General features: G+C 61.7%; 24 protein-coding genes and 1 pseudogene. 8 read left to right on the forward strand and 17 right to left on the reverse strand.

The features are described 5' to 3' along the window. Window positions 1-6 precede the first annotated feature (6 nt). Together ACW9IN_RS02405 and ACW9IN_RS02410 are read left to right on the forward strand one after the other, a co-directional pair. Window positions 7-1,035, forward strand: a complete 1,029-nt coding sequence (locus ACW9IN_RS02405) for an ABC transporter permease (RefSeq protein WP_457364383.1) — start codon at window positions 7-9, stop codon at window positions 1,033-1,035. Window positions 1,036-1,047: 12 nt separating this feature from the next. Continuing rightward, window positions 1,048-1,716 carry an HAD-IA family hydrolase gene (locus ACW9IN_RS02410; protein ID WP_457364384.1) on the forward strand — a complete coding sequence of 223 codons (669 nt, stop codon included), beginning with the start codon at window positions 1,048-1,050 and terminating at the stop codon, window positions 1,714-1,716. On the opposite strand, the gene ACW9IN_RS02415 is transcribed toward ACW9IN_RS02410, so the two are convergent. Further along, window positions 1,713-1,994, reverse strand: coding sequence for a hypothetical protein (locus ACW9IN_RS02415; RefSeq protein ID WP_457364385.1), 282 nt, complete (start codon window positions 1,992-1,994; stop codon window positions 1,713-1,715). The two genes, ACW9IN_RS02410 and ACW9IN_RS02415, sit on opposite strands and share 4 nt — an antisense overlap. A 196-nt stretch (window positions 1,995-2,190) precedes the next feature. Between ACW9IN_RS02415 and ACW9IN_RS02420 the strand changes: the two genes are divergently transcribed. Further along, complete coding sequence (locus tag ACW9IN_RS02420) at window positions 2,191-2,649, forward strand: GFA family protein (protein WP_457364386.1); 459 nt, start codon at window positions 2,191-2,193, stop codon at window positions 2,647-2,649. A 2-nt stretch (window positions 2,650-2,651) separates the two neighbouring features. Here the strand turns inward: ACW9IN_RS02420 and ACW9IN_RS02425 are convergent, their stop codons facing one another. Beyond that, entirely contained in the window at window positions 2,652-3,179 is a 528-nt protein-coding gene (locus ACW9IN_RS02425; protein ID WP_457364387.1) for a DinB family protein, read from the reverse strand. A 126-nt stretch (window positions 3,180-3,305) separates the two neighbouring features. Here ACW9IN_RS02425 and ACW9IN_RS02430 point away from each other — a divergent pair, with 126 nt between their 5' ends. Beyond that, window positions 3,306-4,004, forward strand: coding sequence for a tellurite resistance TerB family protein (locus ACW9IN_RS02430; protein WP_457364388.1), 699 nt, complete (start codon window positions 3,306-3,308; stop codon window positions 4,002-4,004). Here the strand turns inward: ACW9IN_RS02430 and ACW9IN_RS02435 are convergent. From ACW9IN_RS02435 to ACW9IN_RS02465, 7 genes and pseudogenes are all read right to left on the reverse strand, one after another. Then, window positions 3,998-4,189, reverse strand: a pseudogene (locus ACW9IN_RS02435) (hypothetical protein); the annotation flags it as partial. The gene ACW9IN_RS02430 and the pseudogene ACW9IN_RS02435 sit on opposite strands and share 7 nt — an antisense overlap. 18 nt (window positions 4,190-4,207) lie before the next feature. Continuing rightward, a complete protein-coding gene (locus ACW9IN_RS02440; RefSeq protein WP_457364389.1) occupies window positions 4,208-4,555 on the reverse strand; it encodes an SLOG family protein in 348 nt (115 codons plus the stop codon). 64 nt (window positions 4,556-4,619) lie between these two features. Further along, on the reverse strand, window positions 4,620-7,334 hold the full coding sequence (gene mgtA / locus ACW9IN_RS02445; protein WP_457364390.1) for a magnesium-translocating P-type ATPase: 2,715 nt from the start codon (window positions 7,332-7,334) through the stop codon (window positions 4,620-4,622). A 222-nt stretch (window positions 7,335-7,556) separates the two neighbouring features. Then, on the reverse strand, window positions 7,557-7,850 hold the full coding sequence (locus tag ACW9IN_RS02450) for a hypothetical protein (RefSeq protein WP_457364391.1): 294 nt from the start codon (window positions 7,848-7,850) through the stop codon (window positions 7,557-7,559). Between the two features lie 340 nt (window positions 7,851-8,190). Then, window positions 8,191-8,664: an arsenate reductase ArsC gene (locus ACW9IN_RS02455; RefSeq protein WP_457364392.1), complete on the reverse strand. Its 474-nt coding sequence runs from the start codon at window positions 8,662-8,664 to the stop codon at window positions 8,191-8,193. Between the two features lie 13 nt (window positions 8,665-8,677). Beyond that, a complete protein-coding gene (locus tag ACW9IN_RS02460) occupies window positions 8,678-9,961 on the reverse strand; it encodes an arsenic transporter (protein ID WP_457364393.1) in 1,284 nt (427 codons plus the stop codon). A gap of 19 nt (window positions 9,962-9,980) precedes the next feature. Further along, window positions 9,981-10,337 carry a metalloregulator ArsR/SmtB family transcription factor gene (locus ACW9IN_RS02465; protein ID WP_457364394.1) on the reverse strand — a complete coding sequence of 119 codons (357 nt, stop codon included), beginning with the start codon at window positions 10,335-10,337 and terminating at the stop codon, window positions 9,981-9,983. Window positions 10,338-10,511: 174 nt separating this feature from the next. Here ACW9IN_RS02465 and ACW9IN_RS02470 point away from each other — a divergent pair, with 174 nt between their 5' ends. The 4 genes from ACW9IN_RS02470 to ACW9IN_RS02485 all read left to right on the forward strand — a co-directional run bounded on the left by ACW9IN_RS02470 (window position 10,512) and on the right by ACW9IN_RS02485 (window position 12,340). Then, window positions 10,512-10,727: a hypothetical protein gene (locus ACW9IN_RS02470; protein WP_078742613.1), complete on the forward strand. Its 216-nt coding sequence runs from the start codon at window positions 10,512-10,514 to the stop codon at window positions 10,725-10,727. Between the two features lie 71 nt (window positions 10,728-10,798). Next, the gene (locus ACW9IN_RS02475) at window positions 10,799-11,494 is read left to right on the forward strand and encodes an AzlC family ABC transporter permease (RefSeq protein ID WP_457364395.1); all 696 of its coding nucleotides are present in this window, start codon (window positions 10,799-10,801) and stop codon (window positions 11,492-11,494) included. Beyond that, entirely contained in the window at window positions 11,491-11,796 is a 306-nt protein-coding gene (locus tag ACW9IN_RS02480; RefSeq protein WP_457364396.1) for an AzlD domain-containing protein, read from the forward strand. Before ACW9IN_RS02475 ends, ACW9IN_RS02480 begins: the two co-directional genes overlap by 4 nt. A 190-nt stretch (window positions 11,797-11,986) precedes the next feature. Continuing rightward, complete coding sequence (locus ACW9IN_RS02485) at window positions 11,987-12,340, forward strand: hypothetical protein (protein ID WP_457364397.1); 354 nt, start codon at window positions 11,987-11,989, stop codon at window positions 12,338-12,340. 146 nt (window positions 12,341-12,486) lie between these two features. On the opposite strand, the gene ACW9IN_RS02490 is transcribed toward ACW9IN_RS02485, so the two are convergent. The 8 genes from ACW9IN_RS02490 to ACW9IN_RS02525 form a co-directional block, all read right to left on the reverse strand. Next, window positions 12,487-13,191 (reverse strand): YoaK family protein, encoded by a 705-nt coding sequence (locus tag ACW9IN_RS02490; protein WP_457364398.1) that lies wholly within the window; start codon window positions 13,189-13,191, stop codon window positions 12,487-12,489. A 68-nt stretch (window positions 13,192-13,259) separates the two neighbouring features. Continuing rightward, entirely contained in the window at window positions 13,260-14,882 is a 1,623-nt protein-coding gene (locus ACW9IN_RS02495; RefSeq protein WP_457364399.1) for an ABC-F family ATP-binding cassette domain-containing protein, read from the reverse strand. Window positions 14,883-15,007: 125 nt separating this feature from the next. Then, the gene (locus ACW9IN_RS02500; RefSeq protein WP_457364400.1) at window positions 15,008-16,045 is read right to left on the reverse strand and encodes a DNA topoisomerase IB; all 1,038 of its coding nucleotides are present in this window, start codon (window positions 16,043-16,045) and stop codon (window positions 15,008-15,010) included. Between the two features lie 75 nt (window positions 16,046-16,120). Further along, a complete protein-coding gene (gene modC, locus ACW9IN_RS02505) occupies window positions 16,121-17,200 on the reverse strand; it encodes a molybdenum ABC transporter ATP-binding protein (RefSeq protein ID WP_457364401.1) in 1,080 nt (359 codons plus the stop codon). Between the two features lie 5 nt (window positions 17,201-17,205). Beyond that, window positions 17,206-17,886, reverse strand: a complete 681-nt coding sequence (gene modB, locus ACW9IN_RS02510) for a molybdate ABC transporter permease subunit (RefSeq protein ID WP_457364402.1) — start codon at window positions 17,884-17,886, stop codon at window positions 17,206-17,208. Beyond that, the gene (gene modA / locus ACW9IN_RS02515; RefSeq protein WP_457364403.1) at window positions 17,887-18,654 is read right to left on the reverse strand and encodes a molybdate ABC transporter substrate-binding protein; all 768 of its coding nucleotides are present in this window, start codon (window positions 18,652-18,654) and stop codon (window positions 17,887-17,889) included. Between the two features lie 118 nt (window positions 18,655-18,772). Further along, window positions 18,773-19,831, reverse strand: a complete 1,059-nt coding sequence (locus ACW9IN_RS02520; RefSeq protein WP_457364404.1) for an NAD(P)H-dependent flavin oxidoreductase — start codon at window positions 19,829-19,831, stop codon at window positions 18,773-18,775. 109 nt (window positions 19,832-19,940) lie between these two features. Continuing rightward, window positions 19,941-20,819 (reverse strand): alpha/beta fold hydrolase, encoded by an 879-nt coding sequence (locus ACW9IN_RS02525; protein WP_457364405.1) that lies wholly within the window; start codon window positions 20,817-20,819, stop codon window positions 19,941-19,943. Window positions 20,820-20,959: the final 140 nt, after the last annotated feature.

Raw genomic sequence — 20,959 nt, forward strand, 5'->3', positions numbered from 1 at the left:
AGAACCATGACTATCGCCAGCAATCCGACCCCGGTCTTCGACAAGCCCGTGAGCCTCACGACCCACCGCCGCCGCGCGGTGCTGGACTGGGTGATGCGCTACAACTTCGTGTTTATCTTTCTGTTCGCCGTGGTGGTGGCCACGTTTCTGTCCGATGACTTCCTCACCTTCGGCAACATCGCCAACCTGTTCCAGCAAGGCGCGATCGTGGGGATTGTCGCCATCGGCATGACCTTCGTGATTCTCACTGCCAATATCGATCTGTCGGTCGGCAGCCTGTGCGCATTCGGCGGCATCCTGGTGGCGGTACTCTTGCAAAACCAGGTCAGCGGCTGGCTGGCAGTGCCGGCGACGTTGCTGGTGGGCCTGGCAATCGGCACCTTGATGGGCAGCTTGACGGTGTTTGGCAAGGTGCCGAGTTTTATCATCACGCTGGCCGGGCTGGTGTCGTTGCGCGGTGCGACATTCCTGGCATCCGATGGCGCGCCGATTGGCGGCCTGCCTGCCGGTTTCACCGGTTTTGGCTCGTCGATGCTCGACATCCTGCCCAGCGCCGGTATCGCGTTTCCGGTGTTGGGGCTGATCTTTATCCTGATCACCGCCATTGCCTGGCTGGTGCTGCGCTACACGGTGTTCGGCGAGTACGTGCTGGCCACCGGCGGCAACCTCGAGGCAGCGCGCTTGTCCGGTGTGCCGGTGCGCGCGGTGACCATTGCGGTGTTTGCCATTTGCGGCGGGCTGGCGGCGTTTGCCGGGTTGTTGATGACCTCGCGCCTGCATGTCGGTCAACCGACCGCTGCCCAGGGCCTGGAGCTGGACGCGATCGCCGCCGTGGTGCTGGGTGGCACCAGCCTGTTCGGTGGGCGCGGCAGCGTGGTGGGCACCGCGGTGGCGGTGATGCTGCTGCAGGTGTTGCGCAATATCTTCAATTTGCTCGGGCTGGGTTCGTTCTATCAGATGGCGATCACGGGCGTGATCATCGTGCTGGCGATTTTGCTCAATCGCCTGATCGACCATTACGCGGGCCGTACCTGAGGACAACCACAGATGAACGTTCCATCTATCAAAGCCGTGATTTTCGACATGGACGGGCTGCTGCTCGACACCGAGGGCGTTTATACCGAGGTCACGCAGTTGATTTCCGATCGGTACAACGGTCGCACCTTCGATTGGCAGTTCAAGCAAAACACCATTGGCCTGGGCGCCCATGACCTAGCGAGCTATATCGTGCGCTCGCTGGAGCTGCCCATCAGCCCCGAAGATTTTCTGGCGTTGCGCACGCCGCTGATGAATGAGCGCTTTCCCTATGCGGACGCCATGGCGGGCGCCGAAGCGCTGGTGCGGCATTTGTCGGCCTGCGGCATCCCCATCGCGGTGGGGACCAGCTCTTCACGGCATTACTTTGACCTGAAGATCACGCGGCACCGCGAATGGTTCGCGCTGTTCGACGCCATCGTCACGGCTGATGACCCCGAAGTGGGCGCCGCCAAGCCAGCACCGGATATCTTTTTGGTGGCGGCGCGGCGTCTGGGTGTCGACCCGGCGCACTGCCTGGTCTTTGAAGACTCGCCGTTCGGCATTACAGCTGCCAAAGCTGCCGGAATGCAAGCCATCGCCATCCCGGACCCGGCAATGCCGGAAGACAAGTTCCGGCACGCCGATGGGCGTCTGCTCAGCCTGGAAGCGTTCGACGCAGCGGCTTGGGGCCTGGTCTAAACGAACGGCTGCCCGCTGAAACCCCGTGGCAGGCGCTGCAAGCCGGGCAGGTCGGTCAGACGCTGGGTCCAGGCGCTGCGCCAATCGTCGGCGGTGTGGGTCTTGGCCTTGCGTGCGGCGCGGCGTGCGGCGTTGCGCTGGTTGCGACGGGCTTCTTTATACGCGTCGGTATTGCGGCAGGTGCGGCATTTGACCCGATTCAACTCAGTGCTGGAGGGCAGATTGTTACCGTGATGGCCGCAGGCCAGATGCCCGGCGACTTTGAAGTGAATGACCATGTGAGCGTCTCCTTCAAGGGGGTACGTGTACCGGTAGACCCACGGCGCACGCGGGGAGGGCGGGGTTGTCTGAAACCTCGGCACCTGAAGTTACGACCTCACGCGCAGCGCAGCGTTCGGTTGGGGTTTCAAGCCTGTTCAAGGCCTGCCGCCAACGTTACCCTGCCACGCACCCAATCATGAAAAGGAAGCAATGATGAGCGTCGAAACCCTGCTGCAAGAGGGCGGTTGCCGCTGTAACCGCGTGCGCTTCAGTGTCAGCCTGCCGCCGGTAATCACCATGGCGTGCCATTGCACCGGCTGCCAGAAAATGACCGCCTGCGCGTTTTCCCTGAGCGCGCTGATCCCCGCCGGCGGTTTCACGGTCACCCAGGGGTGCCCAGTGATCGGCGGCCTGCACGGCGTGGACCGCCACTACTTCTGCCCCCATTGCATGAGCTGGTTGTTCAGCCGCCCCCACGGCATCGACGAATTCGTCAACGTGCGCGCAACCTTGTTGGATAACGCCAGCGACTATGTGCCCTTCATGGAAACCTGGACCCGCGAAAAACTGCCTTGGGCCGTCACGGCAGCGGTCGAAAGCTTCGAGCAACTACCCGAGCCCCAGGACTTTCCGCGTCTGATGCGGGCTTACGCCGAGTTCAGCGCGCGCTGACGTCAATCGATCAACGCCAGCAGGTCGGTGTCACCCACATCCGCCCCGGCCTGGGACAACAGGGTGGTGACCTGGCCACGGTGATGGGTCTGGTGATTGAAGAAGTGCACCAGCAGGCTGAAGAACGGTTTGTCGGCCGCGATGCCGCGCATGTTGTGGTAATGCAGGCGGTGGTCGAGGTCGGCTTCGGTCAGAGTGGGCACCCAGTCGAGGATCAGTTGGTCCAGCCAGGCGCGATGGGACGTCAGTTCGCGAATATCAGCGAAGGCCAGTTGCTTGAGGTTCGTGGGGGTTGTTATCGCCGTCAGAGGTTCCAGTGCTGAATAGTGGGCCGGATGCTGTGCGAAGCGCTTGAGCCACACGGTGTCAGCCAGGGCCAGGTGGTTGAGGGTGCCGAGTATCGAGCCGAAGAAGGCCTGGCGGTCCTGTGCCAGCTCTGCGTCCGTCAAGCTGCCGGCGGCCTGATAGACCTTGCGGTTCATCCACTGGTTGTAGCTCGCCATCAGCGTGAGGTGTTCGATCCGGTTCACGGGGCTGTTCTCTGGAAGACGGTGTGCAGGCCATGATAAGCCGTGCCCGCCCGGCGGTCATGGTGTTCTGACGGTGGCGGGCTATGGTTGATGAACGTCCCTGTTGCACCCCGGGAGGGTGACGCCATGAACACCAGTGATCTATTGGAACAACTGCTGCGCGCCGGGCAGCAGGGTGGCTCGGCCCCCGGCGGTGGCCTGGGCGGGCTGCTGGGCGGTTTGTTGAAGGGGGCCGGTAACGGCAATGCTACTTCCGGTGGTGGTCTGGGTGGTTTGCTGGGCGGCCTCGGTGGCTTGCTGGGCGGTGCGCCGACGGGGGGAACCGCGCAAGGACGTTCCGGCGGCATGAACTACGCCGCGCTGGCATCCCTCGGGATGGCAGCCTTCCAGGCGTACCAGGCGTGGCAACGTCAGCAGGCGAGTACCTCGCAGCAGGCTTTCCAGACGGTCGACCAACTCGATGGCCCGGCTGCCGAAGCCCATAGCCATGCCGTGTTGCGCGCGCTGATAGCGGCAGCCAAGGCCGATGGCCGTATCGATGAGAAAGAACAGGAACTGATTTCCAGTGAGCTGGGCCGGCATACCGATGACCCGCAGCTACAGCAATGGCTGGATGCGGAAGTGGCCAAGCCATTGGATGCGGCAGACTTCGCCGAATTCGCCCAGGACCCCGCCATGGCCGCCGAGGTGTACCTGGCCAGTGTGATGCTGGTGGACGATCAGCAGGACGCCGAACGCAACTACCTGGACGACCTGGCGGGGCAGTTGCAGATCGACCCGCAATTGCAACTGCACCTGGAGCAGCAGGCCCGTCAGACTGCGTAGAGCTTGGACAGCACGCTGATGAGCAGAATGACGCTCAACGTCAGGCCGACAAAAATCAGGTTGCGCCGCAGCGCTCGCCGTTTGGCCGGCGGCAACAGCAACAGGGTGTGGCGCGCACCGCGATAGTGGCGGGCACGGTATTTGGCGAACCCGTCCGGGCGTTGTGGGGTGTGTTTTTTGTGCATGATGCACCTCGCTTGTGTTCAGCTTTCTACGCTCAGTACTGAAATACCGTTGGTTCTGGCCTGACCGACCAGCTCCGAGGTGTCATCACCGCCCGGTAGGGCGATGATCACGTCGGGGCGGCTGTCGGCCAGCATGAAGTGGTTGCGTTGGCGCTCGGCCTGTTTGCCATGGCGTTGCCAGTTGGGCGGGTAGCGCACCACGTCGATGCCCAACTCGCGGGCCCAGTCCTCGATGGCACTGCCGAGAAACTGGTTGCCGCCATGGATCAATACCCGCACCGGGCGCAGGCGGTGGTAAGCGTCCAGCACCTGGCGGGACTTTTGGGTGTCGGCGTAATGACGACCTGCACAGATCAAGACGCGCATAGGGTGTTTCCTTGTGTTGCACGGTGGCGGTCGGGCGACTGCCACCGTTTAAACGGCGGGGAGATCAGTACCACTGCTTGAAGCGGCGGATGTAGATCGTCTTCATCAGTTGGGCCACGCAGCAGTAGCTCAGCAAGGTGCCGACCAGCCACGGGAAGTACGCCAATGGCAGCGGTTGCAGCCCCACCAGGGCGCCCAGCGGCGAGAACGGTACGTAGATCCCCAGCACGATCACCACACAGGTCATCATCAACACCGGCCAGGCGGCGGTGCTCTGGAAGAATGGCACCTTGCGCGTGCGCAACATATGCACCACCAGGGTTTGCGAGAGCAGCCCCTCAATGAACCAGCCCGACTGGAACAGCGTCTGCACTTCCACACTGTTGGCCGCGAACACGAACCACATCAGCGCAAAGGTGGTGATGTCGAAGATCGACGAAGTCGGCCCGATCCAGATCATGAAGCGACCGATGTTTTTCGCATCCCACTTGCGTGGCTTGGCCAGGTATTCCTTGTCCATCTTGTCCCACGGCAAGGCCAGCTGGGAGATGTCGTACATCAGGTTCTGCAACAGCAGGTGGATCGACAGCATCGGCAGGAACGGGATGAACGCACTGGCCACCAGCACCGAGAACACGTTGCCGAAGTTGGAGCTGGCGGTCATGTTCAGGTACTTCATGATATTGCCGAAGGTTTCGCGGCCTTTGAGCACACCTTCTTCCAGCACCATCAGGCTCTTTTCCAACAGGATGATGTCGGCCGATTCCTTGGCGATATCGGTGCCGCTGTCCACCGAGATGCCCACGTCGGCATCCCGCAACGCCGGTGCGTCGTTGATACCGTCACCGAGGAACCCCACGGTGTGACCATTGGCTTGCAGCGCCTTGAGCACGCGGGATTTCTGTAGCGGCGTCAGTTTGGCGAACACGGTACGTTCTTCCACACGGCGTGCCAGCGTAGCGTCGTCCATGGCCTCGATTTCAGCACCCAGCAGGGGCTGGCCGGGTTCCAGGCCGACCTGGCGGCAGATCTTGCTGGTGACTACGGCGTTGTCGCCGGTCAGCACTTTTACCGCCACGCCAATCTGTTGCAGTGCGGCAATCGCCGGGCCGGCGGTTTCTTTCGGCGGGTCGAGGAACGTCAGGAAGCCGTGGATGACCAGATTACGCTCGTCGGCGGTAGTGTACTGCTGGCGCGCCAGGGATTTGGGAATGTGGCGAGTCGCAACCACCAACACACGGAAACCGTCTTCGTTGTAGTCGTTGGCAATCGCCAGCAATTCTTCGCGGCGACGCTCGTCCAGCGGTACAGCGGCACCCGACTCCATGACATGGGTGGAAATGCTCAGCATCTCTTCCACGGCGCCTTTGCACACCAGTAGTTGGTCTTCGGCGGCGTCCTTGACCACGATCGACAGGCGACGGCGTACGAAGTCGAACGGCAATTCATCGACCTTGCTGTAGGCGAACGGCACCTTGAACTTGGGGTTCTGCTCGGAGAACTCCACCACCGCCTGGTCCATCAGGTTCTTCATGCCGCTTTGGTGGTGGCTGTTGAGCCAGGCCAGGGACAGCACGGCATCATCGCGCTGGCCGAAGGCGTTGACGTGGTGTTCGAGGATGATCTTGTCCTGGGTCAGGGTGCCGGTCTTGTCGGTGCACAGCACGTCCATCGAGCCGAAGTTCTGGATCGCGTTGAGGCGCTTGACCACCACTTTGCGCTTGGCCATGGCCGTGGCGCCCTTGGCCAGGTTGGCGCTGACGATCATCGGCAGCATTTCCGGGGTGAGACCCACCGCCACCGCCAGAGCGAACAGGAACGCGTCACCCCAGTCGCCTTTGGAGAAGCCGTTGAGCAGGAACACGATCGGCACCATCACCAGCATGAAGCGGATCAGCAGCCAGCTGACGCTGTTCACCCCACGGTCGAACGCGGTTTGTACCCGGGAGCCGACAATCGCCTTGGCCAGGGAGCCGAAGTAGGTCCGTGGCCCGGTAGCCACCACCACGGCCTTGGCCCGGCCGCTGACCACGTTGGTGCCCATGAAGCAGATGTTGGGCAGGTCCAGCAGGTTGTTTTGGTCAGCCGCCAGGGGCGTTGCGGATTTTTGCGTGACGTCACCGAGGGTGTCGTACTTTTCCACCGGCAAGGCTTCGCCGGTCAGCACGGCCTGGCTGATAAACAGGTCGCGGGATTCGATCAGGCGAATATCCGCCGGGATCATGTCGCCGGCAGACAGTTGCACGATGTCGCCGGCCACCAGGTCGCGCATCGGCACTTCCCGCAGGGTTGGCTGGGCGCCCACCTGTTCACGGCGCAATACCGTGGCGGTGGTGCGCACCATGGCCTTCAGGGCTTCGGCGGACTTGGCCGAACGGTGTTCCTGCCAGAAACGCAACAGGCTGCTGAGCAGCACCATGGTCATGATGATGATGACTTTGGTGGGATCGGCGTCTTCACCTTCCTGCATCGGCAGCCAGCAGTCAGTGAAGAAGCTGATGCCGCCCAGGGTCAGCAACACGTAGATGAACGGGTTGTTGAGTGCCTGCAGGAACTGGATCAGCGCATGTGGCGGCTTGTCATGGGCGACTTCGTTGTGACCTTCCCGTTGCAGGCGCGCGGCGGCGTCCAACTCGGTCAGGCCATCCTGGGTGGCGCGGACATTGGCCAGGGTGGCCGACAGGCCGTTCCGGGCTTCGCGGGCGGCACGCATCGACAGTCTGGTGTCGGCGTCGGTGCCATTTTTCTTGTGCAGCGGCGGGTTTTTTACGGCGCTCATTGTCTGTACTCCTGTCGCCCATTTTCGACAAAACATACCCGTTACTTACCTGACTGCAGGCGAGCGAAAGCATGCCGAGTCGCTAACTTCGCGATCGGTTTCAATAATGTATTGGTATGGCTTTTGCTGGAGCGTTAGTTAACTAACGCGCAGCGAACTACAACTGGAATAGTTCATGGAGAACTCCAGGTTATTCAGTGAAAGTTGCTGTTTCCAGCAGGTTCAGGCTGCGCGAGCGCTCAGGTACAGATCGAGCATCAGGCTGGCCTGGGCCACGCGGGAAACCCGGGGTCTCTGCGGGTCTTGAGTGTCGGCGTGATCCCAGTGCTGCACCAGCTGGCCGCTTTCAGGGCAGATACGCCAGTGCGCCCGCGGTGGAGCCGGACGCACTTGAGGGGAGGGTGTGGCAGTAAAGGCCGCGCGGGCCGGGGCAAAGCCTGCGGGTGCGCGGCACAGCCGGGCGCGCAGGGCAGCGACCAGCAGGGGTACATCGAAAACAAAGGTTTGGAAGGTCATAACACACCTCGGGACCGGACAGGCGACCGGCGAGGCAGTTACGTGGAGCATCGAGCTCTAGCGCAGCTTACCGGACCGGGCAGGCGAGTCCTGTCATATTCTGGGTTTGGCGCCCGATGCCCGCGAAAGCGGTGCTCGGGCAGCGACTAGATACTGTGTCCATTGGCTTCTTTTGTGAGGTTGAAAAAAGGCCCTGGTTGCGGGCACGGGCAATCTACTTAGCGGGTTGCAAATTGTCAATGCATGATGAGTTAAATAACCAGCCGTTCAGAGTTTATTCAGATAAAGGGCAATTGAAGTTATGGGTTATATAACTTCAAAGACCTGATCGGGTGCGCTTTCAAGACAACTGTGCAATACGTTCGAGTTCCACCTTCAACGCGTCAGCACTCAAGCCGCCGAAGGGCAGGGCCAGGAATGCGCGACAACGGGCGGTGATGATGTCCAGTGTGGCGTTGAACGCGGCCTGGGTGCTTGCCTCGTCGCCGTGTACGTCGGATGGATCTTCAAGGCCCCAATGCGCCTTCAACGCAGGCCCGAAGTACACGGGGCAGGCTTCACCCGCCGCTTTGTCGCACACGGTAATCACGATGTCCGGCGGGCTGCCTTCGAAGGCGTCATTGCCTTTGCTGTACAAACCCTCGGTATTGATACCCGCCGCCTGTAAGGTGCTGAGGCTGCGCGGCAGCACTTGGCCCTTGGGGAAGCTGCCGGAGCTGATCGCTTCGAAGCCGGGTGGTGCGAGGTGGTTGAACACGGCTTCGGACAAGATGCTGCGACAGCTGTTGGCGGTACACATGAACAGGACTTTCATGACGTCTTCTCCGTTAGAAGCTCAAGCGCAAGGCGAGGGTGGCGAGGGTGATCAGCAAGACGGGCAGGGTCAGCACAATGCCAACCTTGAAGTAGTAGCCCCAAGTGATGGTGATGCCCTTGCGCGCCAGGATATGCAGCCACAGCAAGGTGGCGAGGCTGCCGATGGGGGTGATTTTTGGCCCCAGGTCGCTGCCGATCACGTTGGCGTAGATCATTGCGTCCTTGACCACGCCCACGGCGTGGCTGGATTCGATGGACAGTGCGCCGATCAGCACCGTTGGCAGGTTGTTCATCGCTGAGGACAGCAGGGCCGTCAGCACCCCCGTGCCCAGGGCGGCACCCCACACGCCATAAGTGGCGAAGGTGTCCAGCCAGGTCGCCAGGTAGGTGGTGAGACCGGCGTTGCGCAAGCTGTAGACCACCAGGTACATGCCCAGAGAGAAGATCACGATCTGCCAGGGGGCTTCTTTCAGTACTTTGCGCGTGGAGATGGTGTGGCCCTTGGCGGCGATCACCAACAACAGCACGGCGCACACGGAGGAGATTGCGCTGATGGGAATGCCCAACGGTTCCAGGGCGAAGCAGCCGACCAGCAGGATGCCCAGTACCCACCAGCCTGCGCGAAAGGTCCCACGGTCGTGGATGGCATGGGCAGGTTCTTCAAGGTTGGCCGGGTTATAGGCCTTCGGAATGTCACGGCGGAAGAACCACAGCAGCACCGCCAGCGTCGCCGCGACACTCACCAGGTTGACCGGCACCATCACGGCTGCGTATTCGTTGAAACCGATCTTGAAGTAGTCCGCCGAGACGATGTTCACCAGGTTCGATACCACCAGCGGCAGGCTCGCCGTGTCGGCGATAAACCCTGCGCCCATCACGAACGCCAGTGTGGCCGCCGGGGAAAAGCGCAGGGCCAGCAGCATCGACATCACGATGGGGGTGAGGATCAACGCCGCGCCGTCATTGGCGAACAGCGCCGAGACCAGCGCACCCAGCAGCACCATATAGGCAAACAATCGCCGCCCGCGCCCACGTCCCCAGCGCGCCACATGCAGGGCAGTCCACGCGAAGAAACCGGCTTCGTCCAACAGCAGACTGATGATGATCAACGCTACAAATGTGGCAGTGGCATTCCAGATGATGTGCCACACCACCGGGATGTCCGCCAGGCTGATGACCCCGCAAGCCAGGGCCAGAATGGCACCCAGCGTGGCACTCCAACCCACGCCCAATCCCTTGGGCTGCCAGATGACCAATACGATGGTGAAGATGAAAATGGCAATCGCGACAAGCATGTAGAAAGGCTCCGATGGCTCAGCAGCAGGTACTGGTCCGTTGTGGTCTGTCGCCCATTGCACTCAGGCGCTGTGCGTCGTTGTGCAACCATGGCTGGTTGGCTTGCAGGGTGGTGTGCAGCACGGCGAATACCCAGTCGGGCAGCGCCGGATTGATGCGGTAATAGATCCATTGGCCTTGGCGACGGTCGACCAATAACCCGCAACTGCGCAATTGCGCCAGGTGCCGGGAAATTTTTGGCTGGCTGTCATCCAAGGCATGGATCAGTTCGCATACGCAAAGTTCGCCTTCGCGCAGGATCAAGAGCGTCAGGCGGGCACGGGTGGCATCGGCCAGGCATTTGAACAGCGTGGGTACAGAGAGGGAGTCAGGCATGGTTGGGGTTCCATATTTGATAATTCGAATATACGGATATCCATATGTATTGGTCAAACTCTGTTTCAATTGACCTGAATCAACGGCTTGGGAACTCATCACAAGTCTTTGAAATTAAAATGAAACACGCATGTCCTAAAGTGCCTGCCCATTGCTGATGAAGGAAGACCCCGCGTGACCCGTGCCACTCGCAATCTGCGCAAGACCCTCGATTCCGTCGCGGACAACAACGAAACCGCGGCATTCGACCTGATGCGCGCCGTCGAAAAACTCGGCGATGAAGTGCTGCGTCAGCGGCTGCTCAACACCATTCACCGGCTCAACCAGGACGCCTACGAATTGCGCGAAGCGAGGGACTCGGTGGAGCAGGTGTCGGTCAAGCTGGCCTGAGCAAGATCGTTCAAGACAGCACCCGTGTTGCGCTGGCATGCTTGTCGACTGTCTGTCGATGAGCCGTTTCCATGTCTACCGCCTTGCCTCATTACGCGTTCGCCCGTGGCGCGATCGCTGTCATCCCCTTGTCGTTGGCGTGCGCGCCGTGGGGGCTGCTGGCCGGCTCCATGGCCATCGACGCGCAGTTCACACCGCTACAGGCCCAGGGGTTGTCAGCCATCGTGTTTGCCGGCGCGGCGCAGCTGGTTGCGATTGGGATGGTCAAGAGTGGCGCCAGCCTGATTTCGATTCTGTTGACCACCTTGCTGCTGACCTCCCAGCATTTGCTGTACGGCATGCATTTGCGCCCGATTCTGTCGCCGCTCAAGACCCGTTGGCGCATGAGCCTGGGCTTTTTGCTGACTGACGAGTTCTTCGCCCTGGTCAGCCACCATGACCGCGAGACCTTCAATCGCTGGTACGCCCTGGGCGTGGGCCTGACGTTTTACATCGCCTGGAACCTGTTCACCCTGGCCGGCATCGTGCTGGGCAAAAGTATCCCGGGCCTCGATCAACTGGGCCTGGAGTTTTCCATCGCAGCGACCTTTATCGCCTTGATCACCCCGGTGGTGCGCGACGTGCCGACCGTGGTGTGCGTGGCCGTGTCGCTGCTGTTTTCGGTGTGGCTGAGTTTCCTGCATTGGGAATCGGCGGTGGTGGTGTCCGGCGTGCTGGGTATGAGCGCAGGCTTTGCCTGCAAGCGATTGGGAGTGGGACAGCGATGATCTACGTGATGATTGTGGCCATGGGCCTGGCGGTGTTCCTTAACCGCTACCTGTTTATCGAGCCGCGCCTGCCGGTGCGACTCAATCGCGGCGCGCGGAAGTTTCTCGGGTTTGCTGTGCCGGGCATGCTCACGGCGATCTGCGGACCGATCATTTTTCTCGCCGACCATCACCTCAACCTCAGCCCGACCAATCCCTACCTGCTGGCAGGTATCAGCGCGGTGGCGTTGATGTTCTGGACCCGCAACGTGCTGATCACCGTGTTGCTGAGCATGGCGCTGTTCTACCTGTTCCGCTGGTAGTTCTGAACGCCGGACGAAAAAAAGCCCGCGGGAGAGCGGGCCGAAGGGAGACTTCTAAAAATGAGCGTGGCCACTATAGAGGCCACGTCATCCCTTCACAGTGAAACTAAATTCATCCAGCCAGCGTGTGCGCCAGCCTGTGCGGTACGCACAAATGGTAGAGTCGCGTTTTTTTCAAGGAAGCGATGGCATGCACAAGCTGGTAATGGGCGCATTGGTAGTGGCCACACTGGCCGGTTGCGCGAGCTCGAAGATGAAAGAAGCGCGCGCCGGCACTCCCTACAAGACCCTGGCTTCGGACAAGGCCACGCTGGTGATCGTCGAATGCATCCAGTTCGGCTGGCAGGATGAGTCTGTATTCGGCGTGGACGCCGGTGGTTTCAAGGAGCCGATCGGCGCCGGTGGTTTTACCGTCTACACCACGGCGGGTGACTACTTCGTCGATGTGCAAAGCGCCGGCGCAGGCTCGACGGTCAAATATTACGCCAGTGAAGATACGTTGCCGGCCAAGCGCCGCCTGGCAGCCCTGGCGACGTGTTTGTAATCCGTTGCCTTAGTGCTTTCAGGAAATGCCCGGCAGGACATCCTCCGGACATTCGCTTATGATTCACCTCGCTCGCCCGGCATGATGGCTCTTTACCAGTACACGGATGTCGAGGCTGGACAGTCGGGCGGGCATCCTTCCTCGAATCACCGTGGCATATACCCCAGGTGCCAGCGTCGCGGAATATTCAGCGACACCAGCCCCAGCAAAGCTGCAAGCACAGCACTGGCCAGCAAGGCCCCGAGCCCCCAATGCCGCTCCAGCAGCGCCCCGAGTACCGCACCGGCAAACATGCCCGCCCAGGGCACCAGTTGCACCCGCCAACCGTTGCGCCGTTCGCCCAGCATCCATCGGCCCAGACCACGGCCAAACCGTGACAGCGCACCGGTAACGTAGGTGAGGCCCACGGGCAAACCATTGACCTCTTCCACCGCCGCATTGAGCATGCCCATGGCAATGATCGCCGACAGCAGGGCGGCCAATGAGTTGCCCTGGGGCAGCAGCGCACCGGCACAGAGCAGGGCGGCGATGCAGAGCAGCAAGGGCAAGGCGTGCCGTCGACCGAGGCGGCTCACGATCACACCCAAGGCATTGCCGACCACGAAGGTCGCCACCAGCAATAACAGATGCAGGCTCAGGCCAGGGTCGCCGGTACTGATCGCCACGGCGAGGCGTGTGGTATTGCCGCTCATGAAGGACACAAAATCGCCGCTGGCCATGAACCCGATGGCGTCCGTCATGCCCGCCAGTACCGACAGGCTGGCCACCAGCATCAGGCCAATGCGCCCGCGCCATCGTTGTCGATGGGCGAGCGCTGCGTTGGCGTAAGGCTGGCGGGGTGAAGGCAGCATGGGGTCGGCTCCTCGGTGAGATTATCCGGCCATTACCGTAGGCCGCTTCGCGCACCGGTGCAATGCCCTCAGACACTCGCCAATTGCCAGCCCCTGGGTTGCCAGACCAGGCAGTGGGTGGGCTTGATTGCCTGAATGAACGCCTCGTCGTGAGAGACCACCAGCATTGCACCGGTAAAGCCTTGCAAAGCCTGTTCAAAGGCAATCACCGATTCAAGGTCCAGGTGGTTGGTGGGCTCGTCCAGCAACAGCAGTTGCGCCGGGGTTTCGCGCCACAAGGCAATTGCCATGGCCGCCTTCAAGCGTTCACCACCGCTGAGTTGGCCGGCCGGTTGCGTCACGCGCAGAGCATCCAGCTGCAGCAGCGCCAGGCGGGTGCGCAGTTCGGCTTCAGCCAGTGGCGTGTCGAGCAGGTTGAGCTGTTCGACGATGGAGCGCCGGTCATCCAACAGGGTGAGGTGCTGGTCGATATAGGCCGTGGGCACTTGCACGCGGCATGCTCCGCTCAGCGCTTGCAATTCGCCGGCCAGTAGCTTGAGGAGAGTGGATTTGCCGCAACCGTTCGGCCCGCGGACGGCAACGCGCACCGGGCCGGTCAACTGGACGTTGAGGGGGATGGCCGGCAGCCAGGGCAGTTGCACGTCCTCAAGCGCCAGCACTTGCCGGCCATTGGGCACCACTGACGCGGGCAGCGCCAGCAGGGTGGGCAATTGATCCTGAACGCGTTCATAAGCCTGGCGCACCTGGGCATCCAGCGTGTGCTTGTGTTGCCGGTGGGCGCTGCGCACCGCGCTGACGATTTCGGTGGCGGCGCCTTTCCAGCGGGCCTGGGTAAAACGGTCGACATTGGCGGTTTCGGCGTGTTTGCGCGAGCGGGCCGCGTTGCGTTGCAGGGTGTCGTGGTCTTTTTGCAGCCGTCGGCGTTCGCGGCTGCGTTCCAGACGCGCATGTTCCAGCGCGGCTACGGCAGCGTGCTGTTCAGTGTCGCACTGTTGACGATAGGCGTCGTAATTGCCGCCGTACAGCCGCACGCCAAGGGGCGACAGTTCGATGATACGTTGCAGGGTATTCAACAGCTGCCGATCATGACTGACCACCACCAGGCCACCGCGCCATTCCTTCAGTACTTGAAATAACCAGGCGCGCCCGGCGCTGTCCAGATGGTTGCTGGGTTCGTCCAGCACCAGCAAACGAGGGCTCGCCAATTGCGCGCCGATCAACGCCACCCGCGCCAGTTGGCCGCCGCTCAGGGTGTCGGCGGCGTGATCAAACGCCAGACTGTCCAGGCCTGCGGCGTCCAGTGCACTGCGCAGGCGTTCGGCCAGGTCCCAGCGCTCGTCGATCAGCTCGATATCGTCCACACAGGCCGTGCCCTGTGCCATCCGCGCCAGCGCGGCCAGTATTGGTGCAGCACCGGCGACATCGGCGACCGTGTCGCCAGGCGCGATCCGCACGTTCTGGGGGACATACGCCACGCTGTGCGTGCCATCCCGCTTGCCGGCAGATGCGGCCAGATGCCCGGCAATGATTTTGGCCAGGATACTTTTGCCCCGACCATTGCGGCCCACGATGCCGGTAGGGGTGTGATCGATGGACAGCGAAAGATCGTCCAACAAGGCTTCGCCATCGGCGAAGTGGAACGACAAATGTTGCAGGGAAACGAGTACGGGCAGCCGGTTGACGTCAGTCATCAGCACCTCCAGAACAATGTTCGACAGGTCAACAAGCGCGCCAGGCGGCTCGTTGCAGAGACATGTTGGAAGGCTTAGTTGTTCACGTCAGCGGTCATCCCGGGAGAGCAGAAGGGAGGCAGAGCCTAACGCGCCTTGGCTTTCTTCGGCAAGTCCTCGGCCAGCTGTTCAAGGAACATCGCCAGTGCCACTTCTTCGGCCTTGAGCCCCTTGCGTACCCGTGGCTTGGGCAGCCGGGACAATTGCCCCAGGCTGAAATGCTCCAGCACGGCGGGATGGATGTAGCATTTGCGGCATACCGCCGGTGTATTGCCCAGTTGCTTGGCCACGCTTTTGACCGTAGCCACCACATGCCGCTTGGCGTCGGACTCAGGCTGCCATTCCAGTTCGCGCAGCACGGCAAGGGCCAAGGCCGTGCCGGCCCAGGTGCGATAGTCTTTGGCGGTGAAGTCTGCGCCGGTCAGGCTGTGCAAGTAGGCGTTGACGTCATGGGAGCTGACGGTGTGCCGTTCACCGTGCTCATCCAGGTACTGGAACAGATTCTGCCCGGGGAGTTCGAGGCAGCGTCTGACCACCGTGGCCAGGCGCCGGTCCTTGACGCTGACCTGGTGCTCTACGCCGCTCTTGCCGCGAAACTGGAACTTGATCTCACTGCCCTTGATGCCTACGTGACGACTGCGCAGTGTCGTCAGCCCGTAGGACTTGTTGTCCCGCGCGTACTGCGGGTTGCCGACGCGGATCAGTGTGGCATCCAGCAGCAGGACCACCGTAGCCAGCACTTTTTCCCGGGTAAAGCCAGGCAATGCGACCTGGGCTTCGAGTTGCTTGCGCAAGGCGGGCAGTGCCTTGCCGAAGGCTTGCAGGCGTGCGTATTTGTCGGAGTCGCGCACCTCGCGCCAGCGCGCATGGTAGCGATACTGCTTGCGCCCGCGCGCGTCGCGCCCGGTAGCTTGCAGATGGCCACGCGGGTCGGCGCAGATCCACACATCGGTGTAGGCGGGTGGTACCGCCAGGGCATTCAAGCGCTCGATTTCAGCCGCATCAGTGATACGCGTGCCCTGGGTATCGATGTACTGAAAAGCCCCGCGCACGGTTTTGCGGCGGATGCCCGGTTGGGTGTCGTCAACGTAATGCAGGTCGGCGGGCAGCGCAGAGTCGGACATGGTGCGGGTTCCTTGGCAGCTCATCAGGCCGGTATGTCTGATTGACCGCACGGGCGTGCGGTCGTGCCAAAAGGTTTACGCCAACACCGCCACCGCCTTGATTTGTGCCCACAGCGTCTGGCCGGGCTGGAGTTGCAACTGATCGCGGGAAAAACGCGTGATGCGGGCAAGCAGGGGCGTGCCGCCGGCGTCGAGGCGCACCAGTACGTGGGCGTTGTTTTCGGCGGCCAGTTCCTGCACCACGGTGACCGGCAGGCGATTGAGGATGCTGCTGTGTTCTTCGGCCTGGCGGCTGAGGCTGACGTCCCGTGCCTGCACCTTGAACCGCAACGACTTGCCGATGGCCAGGGGCGCATGGGCCACGCGCATCTGCAGCGCGCTGGCGGGCAGTTGCAGGGTGAGTAGCTGGTAATGCGCGTCGTAGGCACTGACCGTGCCATTGATCACTACGCCGGCATCGTCCCCCAGTGCCATGGGCAGGTCGAGTCGCGCCAACGTCTCGCCGATGGGGCCGCTGGCCAGGGCCTTGCCGTCGCTGAGCAGCACGATGTGATCGGCCAGGCGCGCCACTTCATCCTGGGCATGGCTCACGTAGAGCACCGGAATATCCAACTCGTCATGCAGGCGTTCCAGATAAGGCAGGATTTCGCCTTTGCGCTGGCTGTCGAGGGCGGCCAAAGGCTCGTCCATCAGCAACAGGCGTGGACTGGTCAACAAGGCGCGGGCGATGCCGATGCGTTGACGCTCACCGCCGGACAAATGTTGCGGATGGCGCTCGAGCAAGTGAGCGATGCCCAGCAGTTCGGTGGCGTGGGCCATGTCCACGCGGCGCTGGGCAGGGGCGATACGCTTGAGGCCGAACTCCAGGTTGGCGCGCACCGACAAGTGTGGAAACAGGCTGGCCTCCTGGAACACGTAACCCAGCGCGCGTTTGTGCGGGGGCACGAATCGTCCGCTGCGGCTGTCTTGCCACACCTCGTCGTTGATCTGGACGACTCCGTTCCCGGCGCGCTCCAGGCCGGCGATGCAGCGCAGGCAGGTGGTCTTGCCTGAGCCGGAATGCCCGTACAACGCCGTCACGCCGCGGCCGGGCAGGTGCAGGTCCACGTCCAGGGCAAAACCGGAATAGCTCAGTTGCAGGCGTACATCGATCATTACAGTCAGCTCCAGCCCATCTTGGTTTTACGGCTGGAGTAGAGCGCCAGCAACACGAGGAATGCGAACACCACCATGGACCCCGCCAGCCAATGGGCCTGGGCATACTCCATGGCTTCGACATGGTCGTAGATCTGCACCGAGACGACGCGGGTCTTGTCCGGGATGTTGCCGCCGATCATCAGCACCACGCCGAATTCGCCGACGGTGTGGGCAAACCCCAGGATGGCTGCGGTGACGAAGCCCGGACGGGCCAGGGGCAGGACCACGGTGAAGAACGTGTCCCAGGTGTTGGCGCGCAAGGTGGCGGCCACTTCAAGGGGGCGTGTACCGATTGCGGAGAAGGCGTTTTGCAACGGCTGCACCACAAAGGGCATGGAATAGATCACCGAGCCGATCACCAGCCCAGCGAAGCTGAAGGTGAGGGTGCCCAGGCCCAGCCATTGGGTGAATTGGCCGAAATAGCCATTGGGACCCATGGTCAACAGCAGGTAAAAGCCGATGACCGTCGGCGGCAGCACCAACGGCAAGGCGACGACGGCACCGATGGGGCCGCGCCACCAGGAGCGGGTGCGCGACAGCCACAGGGCAATCGGAGTGCCGATGACCAGCAAGATGACGGTGGTTAACGACGCCAGTTTGAGGGTCAACCAGATAGCGGAAAAATCGGCACTCGATAGCGGCATTTAGAGCTCGTAACCGTAGGACTTGATAACAGCGGCGGCTTTCGGCCCTTTGAGGTAGTCAACCAGTGCCTTGGCTGCGGCGCTGTCCTTGCCTTTGTTGAGGATCACCGCGTCCTGTTTGATCGGATCATGCAGGGCGGCCGGGACGATCCACGCGGAACCGCTGCTGACTTTGCCGTCTTTGTAGATCTGCGACAAGGCCACGAAGCCCAGCTCGGCGTTGCCGGTGGACACGAACTGATAGGCCTGGGTGATGTTCTGGCCTTCGACGAGCTTGTCCTTGACCTGGTCGGTCAAGCCTTCCTTGGCCAGTACCTGGGTGGCGGCCAGACCGTAGGGTGCGGCTTTGGGGTTGGCGATGGACAGGTGTTTGAACTCGTTTTTCTTCAGCACCTCGCCTTTGGCGTCCACGTAGCCTTCTTTGGCCGACCACAGTGCCAGGGTGCCCACGGCGTAGGTGAAGCGCGAACCCTTGACGGTATCGCCTTCGGTTTCAAGTTTGAGCGGGGTGGTGTCGTCGGCGCTCAGGAAAACTTCGAACGGCGCACCGTTCTTGATCTGGGTGTAGAACTGGCCAGTGGCGCCGTAGGCTGCGACCAATTTGTGGCCGGTGTCCTTTTCGAAGTCGGCGGCGATGGCCTGAATCGGTGCGGTGAAGTTGGCAGCCACGGCTACCTGCACTTCATCGGCCTGGGCGGAACCCAGGGCGAACACGGCAATCAGGGAGGCCAGGGCGGTCGGTGCCAGGCGTGAGGTGCGAATCATCATGAAGCAGCTCCTTAGGGGTGTACGGCTTGTTATAGAGAGAAGGCCCAACCGCTATGTATGGGAATATATAGCGGTTGGCCATTGCCGGTACAGTGCTAAGTTGCTGGCGATGTGAGTTCTACTTGAGCCTGGCCAGTGCTTGCTCGGCCAGTTGGCGTGTCAGTTCATAAGTTGTGGTGTCTTTGCCCAGGCGCAGCGCCTGGCCGGACCACAGGTTGCTGAAACCGGCTTCATCCTTGGCCTTGAGCGACATCAAGGCGCCACCGGCGGTGGGAAACGCCGGCGCCGCAGGGTTGATCGCCCCCAATTCGCGCATCACACGGTTGACGATGCCCCGCGCCGGGCGCCCGGTGAACAGGTTGGTCAGCGCGGTTTCACTGGCCTGAGCATGACGCAGCGCATGGTGGTGGGATGGGGTGACGTTGGCCTCAGGCGTAAACAGATACGCGGTGCCAATCTGAACCGCCGAGGCCCCCAGGGCGAATGCCGCCACGATGCCGCGCGCATCACCAATGCCACCGGCGGCAATCACCGGCACATTGACCGCGTCGACGACCTGCGGCAGCAGGGCGAACAGGCCGATCTGGGTGTTGAGGTCGTCACTGAGAAACATCCCGCGGTGCCCGCCCGCTTCGCTGCCCATGGCGATGATCGCATCGCAGCCATGCTGCTCCAGCCAAATCGCTTCTTCCACGGTGGTGGCCGAGGACAGCACCTTGGCACCGGTGGCTTTCACCCGGTCCAGCAACGATTGTTCCGGCAGGCCGAAATGGAAACTGACCACCTCGGGGCGAAACGCTTCGATCACTTGGCAGGCGGCGTCGTTGAACGGCGCCCGGTTGGAAACGGGTGTGGGCGCATCAAAGTCGGCGCCCAGCTCACGGTAATAGGGTTCCAGCAGTGCTTTCCAGCGTCGATCACGGTCTTCGTCCGCCGCCGGTGGTTGATGACAGAAGAAGTTGACGTTGACCGGGCGTGAGCTGGCCTGGCGGATGGCGGTCAGGGCTTCACGCAGTTGCTCCAGGCTCAGCGCGGCTGCCGGCAGCGAACCGAGGGCGCCAGCGCTGCTGGCGGCAATGACCATGGCGGTGGTGGTGCCGACCGCCATGGGGGCCTGGATGATGGGCACGTCAATGCCCAGCAGGTCGAGAATGCGGGTGTCTGGCCAGGTGCTCATGGGATGTTTCTCCAGCGTTAGTCAGGCTTTTCGCTGTTGTAACAGTGCCACAGGCACCCGGCCAGTCTGTTTTATTCACTGGACGACAGAGGCATTTCGTGAATGGTCATCAGTCGATGGCCTGTCCCAATACCTCATGAATACGCTGGGCGATATGGGCGGCGTGGGTTTCCAGCGCAAAGTGGCCGGTATCCAGCAGTTCCACGACGGCATTGGCGTTGTCGTTTTTGTAGGCATGAGCCCCGGGCGGAATGAAAAACGGATCGTTCTGACCCCAGATGATCAGCGCCGGTACCTGGCTGGCCTTGAAGAACGCCTGGAAGGCCGGGTAGAGCGTCAGGTTGTTGCGGTAGTCGAGGAACAGGTCCAGCTGGATCTCGTCATTGCCGGGCCGCTGCATCAACAGCACATCGAGCATGTAGGACTCGGGGGCCACCTTTTCCGGTTGTTCGACCCCGTGCAAGTACTGATAGCGCGTGCCTTCCAGGCTGATCACGGCGTTGCGGATCACCTCGCGGTTAGCCTGGCTTGGATCGGCCCAATATGTGCGAATGGGTGCCCAGGCATCGCCCAGACCTTCCAGATAAGCGTTGCCGTTCTGCGAAACCAGCGCACTGACCCGTTCCGGGTGCGCCACTGCCAGACGCAGGCCCACCGGTGCGCCGTAATCGAAGACGTACAAGGCATAGCGGCTGAGTTGCAAGGCATCGACAAAATGGCCAATGGTGACCGCCAGGTTATCGAAACTGTAGTGATAGTTGCGTTCCGCGGGTACTTCGCTGAAGCCGAAGCCCGGCAAGTCTGGCGCAATCACCCGGAAGCGCGTGGCCAGCAACGGGATCAGATTCCGGTACATATGGGATGAGCTGGGAAAACCGTGCAGCAGCAAGATGACCGGCGCGGTTGGATCGCCGGCTTCCCGATAAAACACGCGTACGCCATCGGCATCCACATGCTGGTAACGAACGGTGGTGGTTTGATCCGACATCTCGAACACCTCTTGTAACTGGTTAAATTGATTTGATGGGTTACTTGTCGAGGCGAGACTGCCCTGAAAAATGTAACCTGTCAAATTAATTTATAGGGTTACTTGATGCCTGCGGCTTTAGTCGAACGGCAGAAAAAAAC

This window comes from Pseudomonas sp. SDO5271_S396 (genome assembly GCF_054071795.1).

Coding starts and splice junctions, on each gene's coding strand:
- ACW9IN_RS02405 (WP_457364383.1), top strand. CDS start 7: ATGACTATCGCCAGCAATCCGACCCCGGTCTTCGACAAGCCCGTGAGC.
- ACW9IN_RS02410 (WP_457364384.1), top strand. CDS start 1,048: ATGAACGTTCCATCTATCAAAGCCGTGATTTTCGACATGGACGGGCTG.
- ACW9IN_RS02415 (WP_457364385.1), bottom strand. CDS start 1,994: ATGGTCATTCACTTCAAAGTCGCCGGGCATCTGGCCTGCGGCCATCAC.
- ACW9IN_RS02420 (WP_457364386.1), top strand. CDS start 2,191: ATGAGCGTCGAAACCCTGCTGCAAGAGGGCGGTTGCCGCTGTAACCGC.
- ACW9IN_RS02430 (WP_457364388.1), top strand. CDS start 3,306: ATGAACACCAGTGATCTATTGGAACAACTGCTGCGCGCCGGGCAGCAG.
- ACW9IN_RS02440 (WP_457364389.1), bottom strand. CDS start 4,555: ATGCGCGTCTTGATCTGTGCAGGTCGTCATTACGCCGACACCCAAAAG.
- mgtA (WP_457364390.1), bottom strand. CDS start 7,334: ATGAGCGCCGTAAAAAACCCGCCGCTGCACAAGAAAAATGGCACCGAC.
- ACW9IN_RS02450 (WP_457364391.1), bottom strand. CDS start 7,850: ATGACCTTCCAAACCTTTGTTTTCGATGTACCCCTGCTGGTCGCTGCC.
- ACW9IN_RS02455 (WP_457364392.1), bottom strand. CDS start 8,664: ATGAAAGTCCTGTTCATGTGTACCGCCAACAGCTGTCGCAGCATCTTG.
- ACW9IN_RS02460 (WP_457364393.1), bottom strand. CDS start 9,961: ATGCTTGTCGCGATTGCCATTTTCATCTTCACCATCGTATTGGTCATC.
- ACW9IN_RS02465 (WP_457364394.1), bottom strand. CDS start 10,337: ATGCCTGACTCCCTCTCTGTACCCACGCTGTTCAAATGCCTGGCCGAT.
- ACW9IN_RS02475 (WP_457364395.1), top strand. CDS start 10,799: ATGTCTACCGCCTTGCCTCATTACGCGTTCGCCCGTGGCGCGATCGCT.
- ACW9IN_RS02480 (WP_457364396.1), top strand. CDS start 11,491: ATGATCTACGTGATGATTGTGGCCATGGGCCTGGCGGTGTTCCTTAAC.
- ACW9IN_RS02485 (WP_457364397.1), top strand. CDS start 11,987: ATGCACAAGCTGGTAATGGGCGCATTGGTAGTGGCCACACTGGCCGGT.
- ACW9IN_RS02490 (WP_457364398.1), bottom strand. CDS start 13,191: ATGCTGCCTTCACCCCGCCAGCCTTACGCCAACGCAGCGCTCGCCCAT.
- ACW9IN_RS02495 (WP_457364399.1), bottom strand. CDS start 14,882: ATGACTGACGTCAACCGGCTGCCCGTACTCGTTTCCCTGCAACATTTG.
- ACW9IN_RS02500 (WP_457364400.1), bottom strand. CDS start 16,045: ATGTCCGACTCTGCGCTGCCCGCCGACCTGCATTACGTTGACGACACC.
- modC (WP_457364401.1), bottom strand. CDS start 17,200: ATGATCGATGTACGCCTGCAACTGAGCTATTCCGGTTTTGCCCTGGAC.
- modB (WP_457364402.1), bottom strand. CDS start 17,886: ATGCCGCTATCGAGTGCCGATTTTTCCGCTATCTGGTTGACCCTCAAA.
- modA (WP_457364403.1), bottom strand. CDS start 18,654: ATGATGATTCGCACCTCACGCCTGGCACCGACCGCCCTGGCCTCCCTG.
- ACW9IN_RS02520 (WP_457364404.1), bottom strand. CDS start 19,831: ATGAGCACCTGGCCAGACACCCGCATTCTCGACCTGCTGGGCATTGAC.
- ACW9IN_RS02525 (WP_457364405.1), bottom strand. CDS start 20,819: ATGTCGGATCAAACCACCACCGTTCGTTACCAGCATGTGGATGCCGAT.